Origin of the sequence: Nocardia sp. NPDC049707 (assembly GCF_040674855.1) — a bacterium.
GTDB lineage: Bacteria > Actinomycetota > Actinomycetes > Mycobacteriales > Mycobacteriaceae > Nocardia.
Genome location: NZ_JBFANN010000017.1, coordinates 1 through 17327, shown reverse-complemented (window position 1 = coordinate 17327; position 17327 = coordinate 1). Strand labels below are relative to the sequence as shown.

The 17327-nt window shown below is 65.1% G+C and carries 15 protein-coding genes; 3 read left to right on the top strand and 12 right to left on the bottom strand.

Annotated features, from left to right (window positions below):
• Window positions 1–138: 138 nt before the first annotated feature.
• Window positions 139–1080 (bottom strand): YafY family protein, encoded by a 942-nt coding sequence (locus tag AB0J29_RS17130; protein ID WP_364786315.1) that lies wholly within the window; start codon window positions 1078–1080, stop codon window positions 139–141.
• Window positions 1081–1178: 98 nt separating this feature from the next.
• Here AB0J29_RS17130 and AB0J29_RS17125 point away from each other — a divergent pair, with 98 nt between their 5' ends.
• Complete coding sequence (locus tag AB0J29_RS17125) at window positions 1179–1577, top strand: VOC family protein (protein WP_364786312.1); 399 nt, start codon at window positions 1179–1181, stop codon at window positions 1575–1577.
• A gap of 112 nt (window positions 1578–1689) precedes the next feature.
• Here AB0J29_RS17125 and AB0J29_RS17120 read toward each other — a convergent pair whose 3' ends face one another.
• Window positions 1690–2484 (bottom strand): HAD family hydrolase, encoded by a 795-nt coding sequence (locus AB0J29_RS17120; protein ID WP_364786309.1) that lies wholly within the window; start codon window positions 2482–2484, stop codon window positions 1690–1692.
• 168 nt (window positions 2485–2652) lie between these two features.
• The gene (locus AB0J29_RS17115; RefSeq protein ID WP_364786306.1) at window positions 2653–5199 is read right to left on the bottom strand and encodes an Hsp70 family protein; all 2547 of its coding nucleotides are present in this window, start codon (window positions 5197–5199) and stop codon (window positions 2653–2655) included.
• A gap of 600 nt (window positions 5200–5799) precedes the next feature.
• On the opposite strand from AB0J29_RS17115, the gene AB0J29_RS17110 reads away from it, so the two are divergent.
• A complete protein-coding gene (locus AB0J29_RS17110; RefSeq protein WP_364786303.1) occupies window positions 5800–6561 on the top strand; it encodes a glucose 1-dehydrogenase in 762 nt (253 codons plus the stop codon).
• Between the two features lie 151 nt (window positions 6562–6712).
• Here the strand turns inward: AB0J29_RS17110 and AB0J29_RS17105 are convergent, their stop codons facing one another.
• The 8 genes from AB0J29_RS17105 to AB0J29_RS17070 form a co-directional block, all read right to left on the bottom strand.
• Complete coding sequence (locus tag AB0J29_RS17105) at window positions 6713–8332, bottom strand: FAD-dependent oxidoreductase (RefSeq protein ID WP_364786300.1); 1620 nt, start codon at window positions 8330–8332, stop codon at window positions 6713–6715.
• A gap of 1 nt (window position 8333) precedes the next feature.
• The gene (locus tag AB0J29_RS17100) at window positions 8334–9338 is read right to left on the bottom strand and encodes a diiron oxygenase (protein WP_364786596.1); all 1005 of its coding nucleotides are present in this window, start codon (window positions 9336–9338) and stop codon (window positions 8334–8336) included.
• Window positions 9339–9467: 129 nt separating this feature from the next.
• Entirely contained in the window at window positions 9468–10604 is a 1137-nt protein-coding gene (locus tag AB0J29_RS17095) for an Hsp70 family protein (protein ID WP_364786297.1), read from the bottom strand.
• 934 nt (window positions 10605–11538) lie between these two features.
• Window positions 11539–12534: a sulfate ABC transporter ATP-binding protein gene (locus AB0J29_RS17090; RefSeq protein WP_364501530.1), complete on the bottom strand. Its 996-nt coding sequence runs from the start codon at window positions 12532–12534 to the stop codon at window positions 11539–11541.
• Complete coding sequence (gene cysW / locus AB0J29_RS17085) at window positions 12531–13337, bottom strand: sulfate ABC transporter permease subunit CysW (protein WP_364786294.1); 807 nt, start codon at window positions 13335–13337, stop codon at window positions 12531–12533. The genes AB0J29_RS17090 and cysW overlap by 4 nt, the downstream gene beginning before the upstream one ends.
• Complete coding sequence (gene cysT / locus AB0J29_RS17080; protein ID WP_364786593.1) at window positions 13334–14134, bottom strand: sulfate ABC transporter permease subunit CysT; 801 nt, start codon at window positions 14132–14134, stop codon at window positions 13334–13336. The genes cysW and cysT overlap by 4 nt, the downstream gene beginning before the upstream one ends.
• Before the next feature lie 207 nt (window positions 14135–14341).
• Window positions 14342–15400, bottom strand: coding sequence for a sulfate ABC transporter substrate-binding protein (locus AB0J29_RS17075; protein WP_364786291.1), 1059 nt, complete (start codon window positions 15398–15400; stop codon window positions 14342–14344).
• A gap of 177 nt (window positions 15401–15577) precedes the next feature.
• A complete protein-coding gene (locus tag AB0J29_RS17070; protein ID WP_324188356.1) occupies window positions 15578–15667 on the bottom strand; it encodes an Ms4533A family Cys-rich leader peptide in 90 nt (29 codons plus the stop codon).
• A 106-nt stretch (window positions 15668–15773) separates the two neighbouring features.
• Here AB0J29_RS17070 and AB0J29_RS17065 point away from each other — a divergent pair, with 106 nt between their 5' ends.
• Entirely contained in the window at window positions 15774–16847 is a 1074-nt protein-coding gene (locus AB0J29_RS17065) for a M48 family metallopeptidase (RefSeq protein WP_364786288.1), read from the top strand.
• 66 nt (window positions 16848–16913) lie between these two features.
• Here AB0J29_RS17065 and AB0J29_RS17060 read toward each other — a convergent pair whose 3' ends face one another.
• Window positions 16914–17198 carry a hypothetical protein gene (locus AB0J29_RS17060; protein WP_364786285.1) on the bottom strand — a complete coding sequence of 95 codons (285 nt, stop codon included), beginning with the start codon at window positions 17196–17198 and terminating at the stop codon, window positions 16914–16916.
• Between the last annotated feature and the right edge of the window lie 129 nt (window positions 17199–17327).

Here is a 17327-nt window from a genome sequence, read left to right as displayed (position 1 = left end):
TGCAAGGGCGGTTCCCGGATCAGCCGAGGCCACCCGGCGCTGCCACTGCTGCGCCTGGGGGATCATCGTGCGGCCTGCGTTCTCGAGGGTCCGAAGGACCGGCATGGATCGATCTGCGAGATTCGGTCTGCCGTGCGGTCACTCCCCGTATCGATCGACGAGTTCGGCACCGAGCACGGCTAATTCCGCCTGCACCGATTGCGGTGCCAGCACCTCGATCTCGGCACCCCAGCCCGCCAACTGTTGGGCGATCATGCGCGGTGTCGGTGCGGTGATACGGACCTGGACGCGACCGTCGGCGACCGGACCGTCCACTTCGCAGTGTCGCCCCTGCTGCTTGCGCAGAATCGGCAGTAGCTGCGGCGCGATGAGTGCGGTGGCCGATGTGGCGGCGCGATGCTGTTCGACCTCGCCGACAACCTCCGACCAGGCCGTGGACAGATCGAAATCCACGGGGCGGCGGGCGATTTCGTCGGTGACCGCGACATCGACGATGCGATCGACGCGGAAGGTGCGCCGGCCACGGTCGGTGCCTGCGATGAGGTACCAGATGGCGTCCTTGTCGACCAGACCCCACGGGTCGACGACGCGCCGGGTGCGCTCCCCCGACCGCTCATACGTCAGCTGCACCTTGCGGCGGTCGACCACCGCGCGCTGCAGCGATTCGACGAGCTGCGGCCGGGCCCGATCGTGCTCACCCCAGCGCGCGGAATCGATCACCACGGCACCGGCCGCTGCCTCCGCATCGGTGCGGAAGGTCTGCGGTAGGGCGCGAACCAGCTTGCGCAATGCCGACTTCACCTCGGGTACCGCGCTCGCGGATGGTCCGGCCAGCAGGAACAGCGCGCGGGCCTCCGGTTCGGTCAGGCCGCTGAGATCCGTACGCGCACCGCCGACCAGCGACCAGCCGCCACCGCGCCCCGGCTGCGGATAGACCGGGACTCCCGCGGTCGAAAGCGCCTCCAGATCGCGGCGCACGGTGGCGACCGATACCTCGAGTTCGGCGGCGATCTCGGCGGCCGTCACCCGCCCGCGGATCTGCATCAGCAACAGGGTTGCCACCAATCGGTCGGCTCGCATGAGCACAATTCTGCCGAAAAAAGTGCTCATTCGGTGCGCACTTTAGCCGGAATGATGGATTGCACAAGCAGGAAAGACCCAGATCAGAGGAGACCAAGATGTTGCGAGGAATGGCCACCGTTTCGTTCTATGCCGACGACCTCGAGGCCGCGAAGGACTGGTACACCGAGGTGCTCGGCATCGCGCCGTACTACGCGGTGCCCGGCGGGTACTACGAATTCCGCATCGGCGACTACCAGCACGAACTGGGGATCATCAATCGCAAATTCGCGCCCGCGGGTGCACAGAACGCGCCCGGCGGAGCCATCCTGAACTGGCATGTCGACGATGTACACGCAAGTTTCGACCGGCTGATCGCCCTCGGAGCCAAGGAGTACGAACCCATCACACCGCGTGGTGACGGAGATTTCATCACCGCCGCGGTGGTGGACCCGTTCGGAAATGTGCTCGGTATCATGCAGAACCCGCACTACCTGGAGATCCTCGGCCGCGTCTGAAGCGCTCGCCCAGGATTGCCCTGCTCTTCGCAATGCGTCCCAGGGCTCGCTTTGCCTCGTTGGTGGCGCTTGACTCTACCGCCACCAACGCATGGTGATCATCGGTCCAGCTTCAGTGGCCGAACCAGCGCTCCAGAATTTTGGCGACGCCGTCGTCGGCGACATCGTCGGCGACTTCGTCCGCCCAGTTGCGGACCTGGTTCGGTGCATTCGCCATTGCCACGGAATGTCCTGCCCACTGCAGCATTTCGCGGTCGTTGTAGCCGTCGCCGATGGCGAGGGTCGCGGTGCGGGGGATGCACAGTGCCGTGCGCAGCCGCTCCAATGCCCACCCCTTGGAGACGCCGCGGCGCGAAACACTAAGCCACGGACCGAATTCGCCGTGCACCCAGCTCGCACCCGGTACGTGCAGTTGGGCGAGCAAGCGCAGCATCTCTTCCAGGGAACCGTCGGGCCACCAGCCGTTGAGTCGCGGGGTAGGCTCGCTGCTCAGCGCGCCGTCATCAACGAGAACGTATTCGCCGATGGAGAATTCACCCGGGCTGACCCCCGTGGCCCAGGTGCCGATGCCGACCTTCTCCACAGCGAAAATCATCTCGGGAAACAGTGCGCGCAAGGCCGCGACCGCGGGACCGGGATCGAAGGTTTGCACCGCAACCGGCTCCCCCTTCGCCACATCGATGTGCACCGCGCCGTTGGAGCACAACGCATGTCCATCGACCAGCCCGAGCTCCCGCAGTACGGGCCGCGTAGTCATCGATGTCCGCCCGGTCGTCACAACCACATGCGCCCCCGCCCCCACCGCCGCTCGCACAGCATTGATCACCCGTTCACTGATCGGCGAGCCCGTCTGCAGCAACGTTCCATCGACATCCAGCGCAATAAGCTGAGGGCCCCCATCTATCATCAACTCATTGTGCATCGCTATGGCACTCGGCGTCACCGAAATTCGACCGGTCCGAATCGGCCATAGCCCAACCCACCGCGGCCACCAGACACTGATCCACCAGAGGATCTCGGCACGAGGTGCCACCGGCACCACTACAGCCGCGAGCCAGGTCGCGCTTACGGACGATTATCGGCGGGCACCGCCGCCACCACCGAGGCCACCCAAACCGGGCACGACCCCACCACCGAGGCCACCCAAACCCGGCACGACCCCACCACCGAGGCCACCCAAACCCGGCACGACCCCACCACCGCCACCACCCAAACCCGGCACGACCCCACCACCGCCACCACCCAAACCAGGTACGGCCCCACCACCACCGAAGCCACCCAAACCCGGCACAGCCCCACCACCACCACCCAAACCGGGCACGACGCCACCACCGGACGAGGCGCCGCCGGAACTGGTGCTGCCGCCGGAAGCCGTTCCGCCGGCAGACTTACCGCCAGCGGAAGTGCCGCCGGTCGAACCGGCACTGGTCGAACCGCCTGAGGTGCCGCCACCCGTCGAACCGGCACTCGACGAACCGTCCGACCTACCACCGCTCGCCGAACCGCCCGAGATACCGCCGCTCGTGGAGCCTTCCGAAGCACCACCACTCATCGAATGTCCCGAAGCACCACCACCAGTCGAGCCCGACGCACCACCATTCGACGAATGCCCCGACGCACCACCACCCGCCGAATGCCCCGAATTTCCGCCATTCGACGAATGCCCAGAGGCACCGCCACTCGTCAAATCTCCCGAAGCACGACCATCAGACGAATGCCCTGAAGCACCACCATTCGACGAAGGCCCCGAAACACCGCCACTCGTCGAATCTCCCGAAGCACGACCATCAGACGAATGCCCTGAAGCACCACCATTCGACGAAGGCCCCGAAACACCGCCACTCGTCAAATCTCCCGAAGCACGACCACCCGCCGAATGCCCTGAAGCACCACCAGTCGAGCCCGACGCACCACCGTTCGTCGAACCGCCAGCGGTGCTACCTCCGGTCGAACCAGCCCCAGTGCCAGTACTTGTCGAACCATCGGAGGTACCGCCCCCGGAACCCCCTGACGTCGAACTGCTGGTGCCCGAACTCGCACCGCCGGACGCACCACGTGTACTACCGCCTGAGTGGCTGCCGCCCGAGGCGGTTCCGCCCGATGTCCCAGCCCCGGTGGATGTTCCGCCCGCGGTGGTGCCCGGTACTCCGTCGACACCCGACGTACCCCCGGTCACCGGGGTTGCGGTGCCCGGGTTCGTCGCGGTGCCGCCCGGGGCGGCGGGAGCCGGATTAGCCGGGGCGGGAACCGAACCCGGAAGGCTGACGTTCGGGATGGGTTTGACGACGACGGGCTGATTGGGCGCGGCGGGAATCGGCTGTGGAATTCGGATGAACGGCAGCGGGTTCAGGAACTGCGCGGGATCGGCATAGGTACCACCACCGAAATGTGCTGTTCCACTGCGTTGTTCACTGCGCTTGCCATGGTGCGCCTCGGCTACCGACGGGCCGATCGATGGTGCGGTCGGCGCCGTATAGGCAGCAGGGGCGATCCCGTAGGCCGCTCGACCGGAATAGCCGAAGCCCGCCGCAGGCCTCGCCCAACCGATGGCTGCGGAACCGACGTCCAGCGCCTCGGCATGGGGCTCGAACAACAGGTTGTCCATCGGGAACCCCTCCGGCAAAGCACCCACCTGGGACGGCCCCTGCGGAACGCTCGGACCGCCGAATACCGTGACGGCCGATACCGCCACCGCGGAAGCTACTGCGGCACTGGAGAATACGGCCACCCTCGGCGCTCGATGTCGCCCGGTCGACGGCGGCGCGAAGCGGCGGGCGGCGTAGCCGGCGGCACCGATGGCGATGGTCTGCCCGGGATCGGTCGACATCACCACAGGTCGGCCGAGTTCGGCGAGGATGCGCGCGACCTCGACGGGGCGGCTGGCGCCACCGACCAGCAGGATGTAGGCGATATCGGACACGCTGCGTCCCGTCGATGCCAAACATTCGTGGACCACATCGAGCGAATCCCGGATGTGCTGGGCGCGCATACTCGTGATATCGACGATCGAGGTCATCTGCAGCATCGACCCGTTGTCGCCGGGTTCGGCAACCCTGGCGTAGCGAGCGATCATCGATCCGAGCGGGCGACCGCCGAAATCGTAGGAGCGCACGGACTTTCCGACGACCGGATGATCGTCCCAATCGGGTCCGACCCGAACCATCGACACATCGAGACTGGCCGCGCCGAGGTCGTACACCAGCACGAATCCGGACTCCAGGGGTCCACGCTCGTGTTCGAGCCACTCCGCGGCCGCGACGGGCTCGGGGACGAGCAGCACCTGCGTGGCCCCCGCCAGATTCAGAGCCTGCCGCAGCAGCGACAGCTGCTTATCGGAATAGCATGCGGGATAGGTGGCCACGGCTCCTGCGGTCGATGGGAAGGATTCGAGCAGGTTGTTCACCACCTCGGCGATCAGATTCGCGGGTGACCAGAGCCGTCCGCCTACGACCACCGACTCCGGATCCCGCGCCAGATCGGCGAAATTCGTTACCGCCATATCGGATTGGAGGATCCCGCCGATTCGGATGCCACCCGCACCGTCGAAGGTCAGCACCGTGCGGCGCGTCCGCACCGACGACAACGGTCGCTCGCCGGTCACCATGGCGGATACGGAGTTCACTGAACCGATGCTGAAACCCAGACCTGTAGTCATTCGCTATCCCGTCAACGCACCGAGACCACGTCCATCACACAGGAGATCCAGGTGGCCGCGGTCGCTTCCCAAACAGCCCCCACAGGTTAGCTGCTACCGGATCGATTCGGATGTCGAATTGATATGAAACGTTTGGCTTCCGTTGACACTACGTCAAATTCCCAGCTAGATCGCCGGAAAAAGATTCATCCAACCCCCTAGACCTTCGGCGTTTCGCAAACCCATGGCCCGATTCCAGTGCGGTAAGCCAGATTCCGCTACCGCACAGTAATCTGAATCGAGCCCTGAATCCGCCGCATCCACCAGGATCACCCAGAACCACCCAGAACCGACAACGCACACCGACTGGTCGGTAGCCAAATCGTTGCCATCGCCATAGATTTCATGGCACGTGCGTCCCGACAGCAGAACAATGACACGTCAAACGTGACGGCTGATTTCCGCCAGCTTTAGCGGTTTCCGATCGCTTGACTGGATTCAGCGATGAGCGAGCGCTCGGACGAACTGAGATTCCGCGTCACCTCATCGACCATGAAATCGCAAGGACGAGAAGGGAACTCGAAGACAATGTCTACACGTTTCGCGGACAAGGTCGTGCTCATCACCGGGGCGAGCTCGGGTGTCGGCAAGGCAGTGGCCCTCCGAACGGCGACCGAGGGCGCGGCGGTGGTGCTCGGCGCTCGTGGTAAGGACGCGGGCGAGCGGGTCGCGGCCGATATCCGCGCGGCGGGCGGCCGGGCGATCTTCGTGCCGACCGATGTCACCGTCGAGGACGACCTCGCTCGACTGACCCAGGCGGCACTCACCGAATACGGTCGCCTGGACGCGGCATTCAACAATGCGGGCGCCGTCAACGCCTTCGGCCCGGTCGAGCAGATCGACGAGGCGGGGTGGCGCGCCGATCTCGAACTCAACCTGACCAGCGTGTTCTATGGTCTGCGCCACCAGGTTCCAGCGATTGTCGCCTCGGGCGGCGGCGCGATCCTCAACAACGCCTCGAACCTCGGAGTGGTCGGCATGGGTTCGGTGGCCCCGTATGTAGCGGCAAAGCACGGTGTTGTCGGGCTGACCCGCGCGGTGGCGCTGGAGGCCGCCGAACAGGGCGTTCGCGTCAATGCGCTGGTCTCCGGCGCGGTCGACACGCCGGCTTTCCGCAACTCGATGGGTGCGACGCCCGAGGGTGAAGCGGCCATCGCCGCCCTGCATCCGCTCGGCCGGATCAGCAAGCCGGCGGAGATCGCCTCGTTCTGTGCGTACCTGCTGAGCGATGAGGCCAGCTTCATTACCGGCGCTGCGCTCGCGATCGATGGTGGTTTCACCGCCAAGTAATCGTCAACCGGCACCTCGGCCCGGCACTCGCCCTCATCGCGTCGCCGTGCGCCGAGGTGCCGACCGCCGTCACGGACCCTACCGCGCATCCACCATGTCGGCATCCTTTGCACAGCGCGAATACGACACTGGCGCGCATGCGCCGCACCACTCAGGCGCGGGCGAGCAGACGGCGCACGATACCGGTTCGCGCCGCGGTTCGGCGGGCCACGACCGAGGGCCGTCGACGGTGCACCAAATGATCGAAATCCATGGCGCCACCGACTGGGTAACGTAACCGACCCGCATTGAAATCATCGGCCAACTGGCGCACCGTCTCCTGCGCACAGGATTTGTTGGTGCCGATGAATCCGGTGGGACCACGCTTGATCCAACCGGTGACATACGTTCCGGGCAGCACCGCACCGCCGGACTGTTCCAGTACGCGGCCGTGCCGGTTCGGCATCACGGCGGACTGCTCGTCGAATGGCAGGCCGGGTAGGGCGACACCGCGATAACCCACCGACGTGAGCACCAGTCCGGCATCCAACCGCTCGGTCTCCCCCGTCGCCACCGCTCGAACGCGACCATCCGGATCGGTGACGAGTTCATTGCGGCTCACCTCGATACCGGTCACCTCATCGGTACCCAGAATCGCGGTCGGCGCGGCCAGATATCGGAAGACGATCCGCCTGCGCGCACCGAACGGCCGCTCGGCCACGCTGCCCCTTTCGAGCGACCCGCGAGCAGTCGCTACGGAGCGCAACAGCCGCAGCTTCTGCTCGACCTGATACGGCAGGTCATCGGTCACCGCCGGCAGTTCGCCCTCGATCGCGATATCGATATCCGCGCCGAGCAGCCCGACGAATTCCGGCACCGTGAAAGCGGATTCGGCCGGACCGCGCCGACCGAGGACGACCACTTCCTCGATCTTGCTCTCCTGCAGCGCCTGCAGCGCATGGGGTGCGATATCGGTGCCCGCCAGCGCTTCTGGATCGGTGGCCAGAATGCGCGCCACGTCGAGGGCCACATTGCCATTGCCGACGATGACGGCCCGACGCTGCGACAGATCGAATGTGCGCCCGGCATGATCCGGATGCCCGTTGTACCAGGCGACGAAGTCGGTGGCGGATACATTGCCCGCCAACCCTTCTCCTGGAATGCCGAGCTTACGATCCGAGGACGCACCGACCGCGTAGATCACCGCATGGAAGTGCGCGAGCAGCTCCGCATGCGAAATATGTTTGCCCACTTCGATATTCAGGTACGACTCGAAACCCGGCTGCGCCGAGATGATATCGAAGAGCTTATTGACCTGCCGGGTCTTGGCATGGTCCGGCGCGACGCCGTATCTGGCAAGTCCGTGGGGTACCGGAAGTCGATCGAGGACCGTCACAGTGACATCGGGCTGGCTCAGCAGTTCATCGGCCGCATACATGGCCGAGGGGCCGGATCCGACGATCGCCACCCGCAGCGGCTGACGCTCGGTATGGATCTCGGCCGCGGGCACCGGCTTCGCCAGCAGCGGCCGCGGCCGCGCCTGCCGGTAGAAGTCGGCATTGATCTCGATGAACGGCTGCTGCCCGGCAGTCAGCTGCTTCGACGATGTGATGGCATCGACCGGGCACGCGCTCGCACACGCGCCGCAGTCCACGCACGCCTGCGGGTCTACATACAGCATCTCCGCCGTCAGAAAATCCGGTTCATCGGGCGTGGGATGGATGCAGTTGACCGGGCAGGCGTAGACGCAGGACGCATCGCTACAACAGGACTGCGTGACGACGTACGGCACGTCAGGCGGCCCTGACCGTGCGCAGCGGCTCCGAGCGGTAGCGGGTGGTGTGGCCGTCGATTTTCAGCAGCTTCCAGACCGCCTTGCCGATGGGGTTCATCAGGCCGATGTCCTTGGCCAGTGTGCGCACATCGCCGAAGAAGTCGCTGAACTCCTGCTTGGCCTGCTTGGAGCCATAGAACAGCTCCCGGCGCACCTCGTCCGGAATATCGAATTCCTTGAAGAACGACCGGGGCGGGGTGTAGATGGAGCGGCCGAGGATGAACATGACGATCGGCATCACGATCGAGAGCACCAACTTATCGGCCGCATTCTTTTCGGGCACATGCTGTTTGAGGAATTCATGCGCGAACGAGATGTGGCGCGCCTCCTCGGCGACGTGAATCGCCATCACGCCGCGCATTATCGGATGCACCTGCTCACCCGAGCGCAGAATTGCCTTCTGAATATGGTCGATCGGCTCCTCACCCGCGAGTACGGCCATGAAGAACAGGTTCGGGAACAGCGCGGCCACCGGCGCACCGATGTACTTGAACTTGCGCACCAGCGGGCCCATACCGGGAACGTCCAGACCGATCCGGTTGACCATCTCCTGGAACATCAGGGTGTGGTTGTGCTCCTCGATCATTTCGTGGGAGCAGTAGCGAAATTCGGGCGAACCGTTGCGCAGGCCGAAGGTGTGCGTCACCATGCCGCTGATCAGAATGGATTCGAACTGCAGACCGACCTTGGCGACATTGGCTTGGCGGTACTTGCCGATCGCGATCTTCCGGTCCAGCGGCAGCGCCTGGTACCAGGGGTGGCGACCGAGCGCATCGCCGGATACCGGAAGCACCCAACGCTCTGCACCGGCATCGGCGGCGAAATCCGGATTGTCCCAGTCGATGTCCTCGAACGGGTCGAAGTGCTTGTGCACCGAACCTTCGGAGAGCAGCAGCAGCTTGGCGGCATACTCCTGCGCCTTTGCCAGCTCTGGATCGACTGCGGGCGGCACGGCGGTAGACATCGTCGTCACTGCCTCTCCTCGTGGGACACATTTAATGTATCTCATAGTTACACCTACGAGGAGTTACGTCAACCTCGATCGGGATCGGCAGCCCCGGCGGCGCTGCGGAACACCGCCGGGTCTGCCCTTCTACCGCAGCCCGAGTTGCGACAAACCCGCGACCACCGTGTCGGCGGGCAGCGCCAGCATGAGCGCCACTCCAGCGGCCGACATCCCCGTCGCGATCGCCACCCGGGCCAAGCGGCGCCTGGTACGCCTGGAAAGTAAGAGGGCGCGCGTCGTCGCTCTGCGGTGCGCGCTGCGCCGATGATCCTGTCCGGCCGCATCCTCGTCCGCGGCGGCGGCGCGACACGCCATGATGGCGGCGCCGTCGGCGATCGTGCGCTCCGGATCCGGGGCCGTGATCACCGGACGCGCCAGTTCGGCGGCCAGCACCTGGGCCACCTCGACCGGCCGGGCCGCACCACCGACCACCAGTACGCAGTCCACATCGGCCATCGTCAGATCCGCCATCCGCAGACAGCGATAGACCACCTTCAGCGAGGATCGGATATGGCTGGTGCGCAATTCGTCGGCGACGCTACCGGCGACCGCACCGGCGCTGGTCCCGTTTCCGGCCTGTGCGGCGACCAGCGCGCCGAAGGCACGCCCGCCGAATTCCGTCGAACGAACCGGTATACCGACAATCGGATTGCGCGGACAGCCCGCGCCGACTCGCACCAGGGTGATATCGAGGTTTGCCCCACCTAGGTCATAGACCAGGGCCAGGCCGGGCATCAGCGGCCCGCGTTCGGCCTCGAGCCAGGTGGCCGCCGCGACAGGTTCGGCGACCAGCGCGACATGACTCAGGCCGATCGCGTCCAGCGCCGCACGCATTTCCCCCACCTGGCCCTCGGTATAGCCCGCCGGATGCGTCAGTATGACTCGCGCACCGACGTCTCCACGCTCACGACGCGCCTCGGTGATCAGACATTCCGCGACGACCGCGACGAGATCGGCCGCAGTCAGCGGGCGGTGCCCGATCCTGGCCTGCTCGGTCTTGCGTTGACTCAGGTCCGCGAATTCGGTGACGGCGCGCCCGTGCCGCGGAATCATGCCGACCCTGGCCATTCCGGTGCTGTCGAAGCTGAGGGTGGTGCGGCGGGTGATGGCGGGCGAACGTTGGGCGGCGGAGCGGCGACCGGATGGAGCCTTGGCCGAATGCTCCTCCGCCAGAGCCGAAACCGTGTTCACCGTGCCGATGCTCAAACCGAGACCAACCGCCATCGCACAATCCTCTGATCGCCGAGCCGATTTGCTTCGAACCTTATTCAGGCAACCACTCCGCGACCTTCCTGCCAACCACCGGACATACGGTTGTCCGCATGCCGCCGCCACCGACACTGGCCGCACCGGATCCCCGCTCACCTGGCACGGGACCTGACGCGCCGACGTCGCGGCCCTATCTTCTTACGGCGCGCCGGAATTCACCAATGACCTGTTGCCGTTTGCCAGCTGGCTGCTACCCGAGCTTCCGATTTCTCGCACGGGCATTCGCGAGCGATTCCGGTGCGGGAAATCAAAACCATTGCGGCCTTTGGCAACTGACTAGCACTCCCCAGCACCGATTGAGCACTCGCCGCGCGCCGCACCGGCCCCTGCCATGGCCCGAGCACCCGCACCACCATCTGCGCAGCCTGCTCCTGCCATCGCGCGTACGCCATCGGAAAACCGAGCGCTGCGCGGCCGGCCACAGTGGCGTCGCCCGGCGCGTGGACCAGCAGCGTGTCCAGGAATCGCTCGGTCGTGTAGCGCAGATCGGTGAGCTGCCAGCCGAACCATCCGGTGCGCGGACTTCCGGTGTTGTGGTGCGGCGCTTGCCGGACCGGACCGGATTATCACCGCGGCGCCGACAGCGGCCAGCGCGAAAAATGTCCGACTTCGAATTGACATGATGATCGATCAGCTCTCCGAGCAGCCGGATCGGTTCATCCGGGCCGAGTTCGACGACCACTGCGAATGCTCACATCGAATTACGTTCCCATAACTCATCGGAACCACCAGCGTGTGTTTCGCATTCAGCACAATGGGAGACATGGAAACCGGAGTTCGGTTTCGACACACCATGAATGGCTGCGGATTTCGTGCAGACGCAATCCGCGGCCGTACCGCGGAGTCGAATTCGCGACATGCGCCACGGGCCGCGAATCGAACAGAGCCCTTATCCCGCAGGCAGTTCCGGAATTCGGGTGGCGCGGGCGTAGACGGTTTCCCCGTCGCTGAGCTGCAGTGCCTCGGCATCACCGCGGGTCACCTGGGCGGCGAACAAATCACCGGTGGCGGCATTGCGCAACTCGACGCGTACCTCGAAGCCGAGGTGTACAACGCGTTCCACGGTGGCGCGGGTGACGCCCGCCGATTCCGCGGTGCCCTCGTTCTTGGCCAGCGCCATGCTGGCATCGCGGCCGACGCGAATATCATGCGGACGCACCAGATGTCCGTTGAGGCGGGCCACCGCGCCGAGGAAGGACATGACGAACTCGTTGGCGGGCCGGTCGTAGACATCCTCCGGGCTGCCGATCTGTTCGATACGGCCCTTGTTCATCACCGCGATTCGGTCGGCGACATCGAGTGCCTCTTCCTGGTCGTGGGTGACCAGCACGGTGGTGACATGAACCTCCTCGTGCAACCTGCGCAGCCAGGTGCGCAGATCGGCGCGCACCTTGGCGTCGAGCGCGCCGAACGGCTCGTCGAGCAGCAGCACCTGCGGGTCGACCGCCAGCGCGCGAGCCAGTGCCATACGCTGACGTTGACCACCGGAGAGCTGGGCCGGGTAGCGGTGCTGGAAGCCGTCGAGGCCGACGATGCCGAGCAATTCATCGACGCGCTTGGCGATTTCGCCCTTGGGGCGCTTGCGGATCTTGAGTCCGAAGGCCACGTTATCGCGCACGGTCATATGTTTGAACGCGGCGTAATGCTGGAATACGAAGCCGATATCGCGTTTCTGCGGCGGTATGTGGGTGACATCGTTGCCCACGATGGTGACGACGCCGGAATCCAGTGACTCCAGGCCGGCGATCGAGCGCAGCAGCGTCGATTTGCCCGAACCCGACGGGCCGAGCAGGGCGGTCAGCTCCCCCGACGGGATCTCGATGCTGACATCGTCCAGGGCGGCGAAGGAACCATAGTTCTTCTTCGCATTGGTCACGGTGATCACTTGGTGCCCCGCTTACGTTCGAGGAGGGTCATCAACAGAAGGACTACGAGGGCCAGGCCCATCAGCAGGGTCGCGGCGGAGTATGCGCCGAAGGTGTTGTGGTCGTTGATGTATCGACCGTGTACGAGCAGAGTCAGCGTCAGCGATTTACCCGGCAGCGCCGAGGACACCATGATCACCGCGCCGAATTCGCCGAGCGCACGCGCGACGGTCAGCACGACACCGTAGGTCAGACCCCAACGAATCGCCGGCAGGGTGATCCGCCAGAACGTCTGCCAACGAGATGCGCCCAGGGTGGCCGCGGCCTGCTCCTGATCGTCGCCGATCTCGTGCAGCACCGGCTCGACCTCGCGCACCACGAAGGGCAGCGTCACGAAGATCGTCGCGATCACCATGCCCGGCAGATTGAAGATCACCTTGAAACCGATGTCTTCGAGCCCGCCGAACCAACCGTCGGCACCCCACAGCAGGATCAGCGCGACACCGACGACGACCGGCGAGACGGCGAAGGGCAGATCCACGATGCCCTGCACCAGCGTTCGGCCCGGGAACTTGCCGCGTACCAGGGCGATCGCGGTGACGATACCGAAGATGACATTCACCGGGACCACGATCGCCACGATGAGGATCGACAGTTGGAACGCCGAGATCGCCGCGGGCGTGGAGATCGAGTCGATGAACGCGCCGATCCCCTTCTCGAAGGTGCGCCACAGGATGATGATCAGCGGCAGCACCAGCAGGACGAACAGGTAGCCGAGCGCGACAACGCGCAACGAAATACGGGTCGGCCAGGACAGATTCATCGCGCCTCCTGCTCTTTGCGCGCCGTGCGCTCCGCCCACAGCCGCAGCACCAGCAGGGTCGCGAACGAGATGACCAACAGTGCAACCGAAACCGCCGCCGCGTTTACCGGCCGGTCGATCTCGATCTGCTTCTGGATGTACTGCGAAGCCATTTCGGTCTTGCGCGGAATGGCGCCACCGATCAGCACCACCGAACCGTATTCGCCGATGGCGCGGGCGAAGGCGAGGCCGCCACCGCTGATGATGGCGGGCGCCAGGGTCGGCAAAACGATGCGGCGGAAGGTGGTCCAGTTATCCGCGCCGAGCGACATCGCGGCCTGCTCGACCTCACGATCGGCCTCGATGAGCACCGGCTGCACGGAGCGGACCACGAACGGCAGCGTGACGAATGCCAGCGCCACCACGAGGCCGGGCCGGGTGGCATTGAGGTGGATATCGATCGGACTCTGCGGACCGTAGAGCGACAGCAGCACAATGCTCGCGACGATGGTCGGCAGCGCGAACGGCAGATCGATCAGCGCATTGACGATGCTCTTGCCCGGGAACTCGTCGCGGACCAGCACCCAGGCGATCAGCGTGCCCATCACCACATTGATGATCGCCACCACCACGGAGACGAACACCGTGATGCGCAGCGAGTCGATGGCCGCGGGTGCGGTGACGGCATCCCAGAATCCGGACCAGCCGTCATCGAATGAGGTGACGGTGAGCGCGGCCAGTGGTAGCAGCACGATAATGCTGAGCCAGAGCACCGTGGTGGCAATGCCGAGCGGACCAACCGAACCGGTTACCCGCAGCCACGACCAGTTCCGTCCGGCAGCCTTGGGGGTGGTGTCTTCGGAGCCGCCGGGAGCGGGCGCATGCCCGATCCCGGCGCTACTGCTGTCAGTCACAATCGTCGAGTTTCCTGTTTCGATTTGCGGCGTGCGCGGTGCTCTCCGTGGTTACGCAAGCTGCCTCCGCCGAGCCCAACGCACACACCGCGGGGTGTGTCGGTCACCGAATCACCTGGTGGCCTTGTCGTAGATGACCGCGACGGAGCCGGTGTTCGGGGTGAACAGATCCTTGTCGACGGTCTTCCAGCCACCGAGATCGGCGATGGTCCACAGCTTCTGCGGAGTCGGGAAGTCCTTGGCGTAGTCGGCGGCCACCTTCGGATCCACCGGGCGGAATCCTGCCGAGGCCCATGCCCTTTGGCCATCGGTGGTGAACAGGAAGTCGCGGAAGGCGATCGCTGTGTCGAGATGCTTGCTGTTCTTCAGCACCGCGACCGGGTTCTCGATCTTGAAGGTGGTCGGCGGCACAATGTGCTCGATCGGGTCACCGTTGCGCTCGGAGAAGATCGCCTCGTTCTCGTAGCTCAGCAGCACGTCGCCGGTGCCCTGTAGGAAGGTCTCGGTGGCTTCGCGGCCCGACTTCGGCTGCACCTGCACATGCTCGGAAGAGATGAGCTGGCTCAGATAGTCCAGACCCGCCTGCGGGTTCTTGCCGCCGTCGCTCTTGGCCGCGTACGGCGCGAGCAGATTCCACTTGGCCGAGCCCGAGCTGAACGGGTTCGGGGTGACAACCTGGACGCCCGGCGCGAGCAGATCGTCCCAGTCCTTGATGCCCTTCGGATTGCCCTTGCGCACCACGATCGTGACGACCGAGCCGAACGGAATTCCCTTGGTGGCGTCGGCATTCCAGCTCAGGTCGACCAGACCGGCGTCGACCAGGCGGGTGATATCGGGCTCGACCGAGAAGTTGACGATATCGGCCTCGGCACCGTCCTTGACCTTGCGGGACTGATCGCCCGACGCACCGTAGGAGCCGTTGATCGTGACGCCCTTGCCCTTATCGGTCTTGTTGAACTCGGGCACGACCTTGTCGAAGCCGGGCTTCGGGACGGCGTAGGCGTACAGGTTGAGGGTGCCGCCGCTGCCGTCGGCCCCACCTCCACCCACGGTGTCGCTCGCGCCACCACCGCACGCGGTGAGCATGACGGCGGCGACGGCCGTCAGGGCGGCGACCACCGGGCGACGGTGCGATCGGGACGATCCGAGGAGCAAGGACCTGGGTGACATGGGTGGAACCTTTCCCTATGTGCTCCGCCGCGACGACGTGGACCAGTTGTCGCGCCGGTAGAAATGCGGCGCGACTAGTCGACCGAAGGTCGGGGATACGGACACTGCTGCGAAAAAGTTTGCGCGCCAGTCTAGAGAACTAGAGAAAGATGGGTGCGCAGCAGCGCCCGGCGCCGATCAGCGACAGAGGATGTCCGCGACCGCGAGATTGCCGACAGCGATCAACGCCAATTCATGGCGGACCTGCGGGACGGCATTCGAGGACACGGGCAGACTGTAGCAGAGGAAATGACATCAGCTCGAATCAACGTCAGCTATCCGATTACAAGCCGCAAAAACCGACAAAATTCCAGGAAGAGGGGGGTTTCATCCCATGACTACCAGCCCGGATCGCGTTCGTACCCGGTTTCCCGAAATCAGCACCCGCGCGTGGGAGCATCCTGCCGATCGCACCGCGCTGGTGACATTGCGCTCGCTCGCCGGTTTCGACACCGTTTTGCGCACCCTGTCGGGACTACTGCAGGAACGCCAGCACCGGCTTCTCTATCTCGCGACCGCGGTTCGCGTGGACGAGCGTCAGTTCCGGTCACTACACCAGTTGCGTCAGGACTGCGTGGAGATCCTGGACGCACGCACTACGCCGGAGATGTTCGTGCTGCAGAGCCCACATGTGAACGCCTTCACCATCGGTATGGACCAGCCGTTCATCGTGCTCACGACCGGGCTGATCGATTTGATGGACACCGAGGAGCTGCGCTTCATCGTCGGTCACGAACTCGGGCACGCGCTGTCCGGGCATGCGGTGTACCGCACCATGCTCATGCATCTGCTGCGCATTTCGGCCAATCTGGGCTGGGTGCCGGTGGGTGGCTGGGCATTGCGCGCGATCGTTGCCGCGCTGATGGAGTGGAGTCGCAAATCCGAGTTGTCCGGCGATCGGGCCGGACTGCTGTGCGGTCAGGATGTCGAGGCGTCGGTGCGGGTGCATATGAAGACCGCGGGCGGCACCTGGATCAAGGAGATGAACCACGGCGCGTTCCTGCAGCAGGCCGATGACTACGAGCGCTCCGGCGATCTGCGCGACGGTGTGCTGAAGCTGCTCAATCTGGAACTGCAGAGCCATCCGTTCTCGGTGCTGCGGGCCGCGGAGCTGCGCCGCTGGATCCAGTCCGGCGAATACAACCGCATCCTCGGCGGGGACTATCCGCGCCGCGCACACGATAAGAACGCCAAGATCAGCGATGAGATCAAGGAGGCCGCGCGCACCTATCGGCAGAACTTCGACCAGTCGGACGATCCGCTGATCCGCACCGTACGCAACCTTGGGCACGATGTCGGATCCGCGGTGAGCACGGTCGGCCATGAGGTCGGCGAAACCGTCTCCAAAATCGGCAAGCGGCTCAACGACTGGCGCACCGGCGCGGACCGCGGCGACGCTAACGAGTAATGAGCCAGGCGATGACCACGAGCACGAGCAGAGCGATCAAGGCGAGCTGAACGCGGGAGCGCGGCATCAACGCGCCCCGCTCTGCGCGGTCTCGCGCACCGCGACCGGCGGCGCGATCGGCTCGGGCAGAGTCGGCTCGGCGGCCACGACATCTTCGACGGTGAGTGTCGTCGCGGACATGCGATTACGGCCGAGCAGTTGCAGCGAGATCCGCAGCAGCCGGTCCAGCAGGTAGGCGATGGCGAAGCTGACCGGAACCATGCCGACCAACACCACGATGAACTGCGGGATAAACGGCAATCCCGCGACCCACAGCTCGAAGCCGTCCCACCACCCTGCAATCTGCTGCACGGCACCAGCCTAGCTGTGTCTAATTTGCAGCGCCTTCGGCGCTGCGTGTTCGCGGCCCCCTTCAGTCTCGCGTCCGAGTCGTCGAGACTCGCGACTACGTCGCATGCGCTTCGACGACTCGGACGCGAG

Coding starts and splice junctions, on each gene's coding strand:
- AB0J29_RS17130 (WP_364786315.1), bottom strand. CDS start 1,080: ATGCGAGCCGACCGATTGGTGGCAACCCTGTTGCTGATGCAGATCCGC.
- AB0J29_RS17125 (WP_364786312.1), top strand. CDS start 1,179: ATGTTGCGAGGAATGGCCACCGTTTCGTTCTATGCCGACGACCTCGAG.
- AB0J29_RS17120 (WP_364786309.1), bottom strand. CDS start 2,484: ATGATAGATGGGGGCCCTCAGCTTATTGCGCTGGATGTCGATGGAACG.
- AB0J29_RS17110 (WP_364786303.1), top strand. CDS start 5,800: ATGTCTACACGTTTCGCGGACAAGGTCGTGCTCATCACCGGGGCGAGC.
- AB0J29_RS17100 (WP_364786596.1), bottom strand. CDS start 9,338: ATGTCTACCGCCGTGCCGCCCGCAGTCGATCCAGAGCTGGCAAAGGCG.
- AB0J29_RS17095 (WP_364786297.1), bottom strand. CDS start 10,604: ATGGCGGTTGGTCTCGGTTTGAGCATCGGCACGGTGAACACGGTTTCG.
- cysW (WP_364786294.1), bottom strand. CDS start 13,337: ATGAATCTGTCCTGGCCGACCCGTATTTCGTTGCGCGTTGTCGCGCTC.
- AB0J29_RS17075 (WP_364786291.1), bottom strand. CDS start 15,400: ATGTCACCCAGGTCCTTGCTCCTCGGATCGTCCCGATCGCACCGTCGC.
- AB0J29_RS17065 (WP_364786288.1), top strand. CDS start 15,774: ATGACTACCAGCCCGGATCGCGTTCGTACCCGGTTTCCCGAAATCAGC.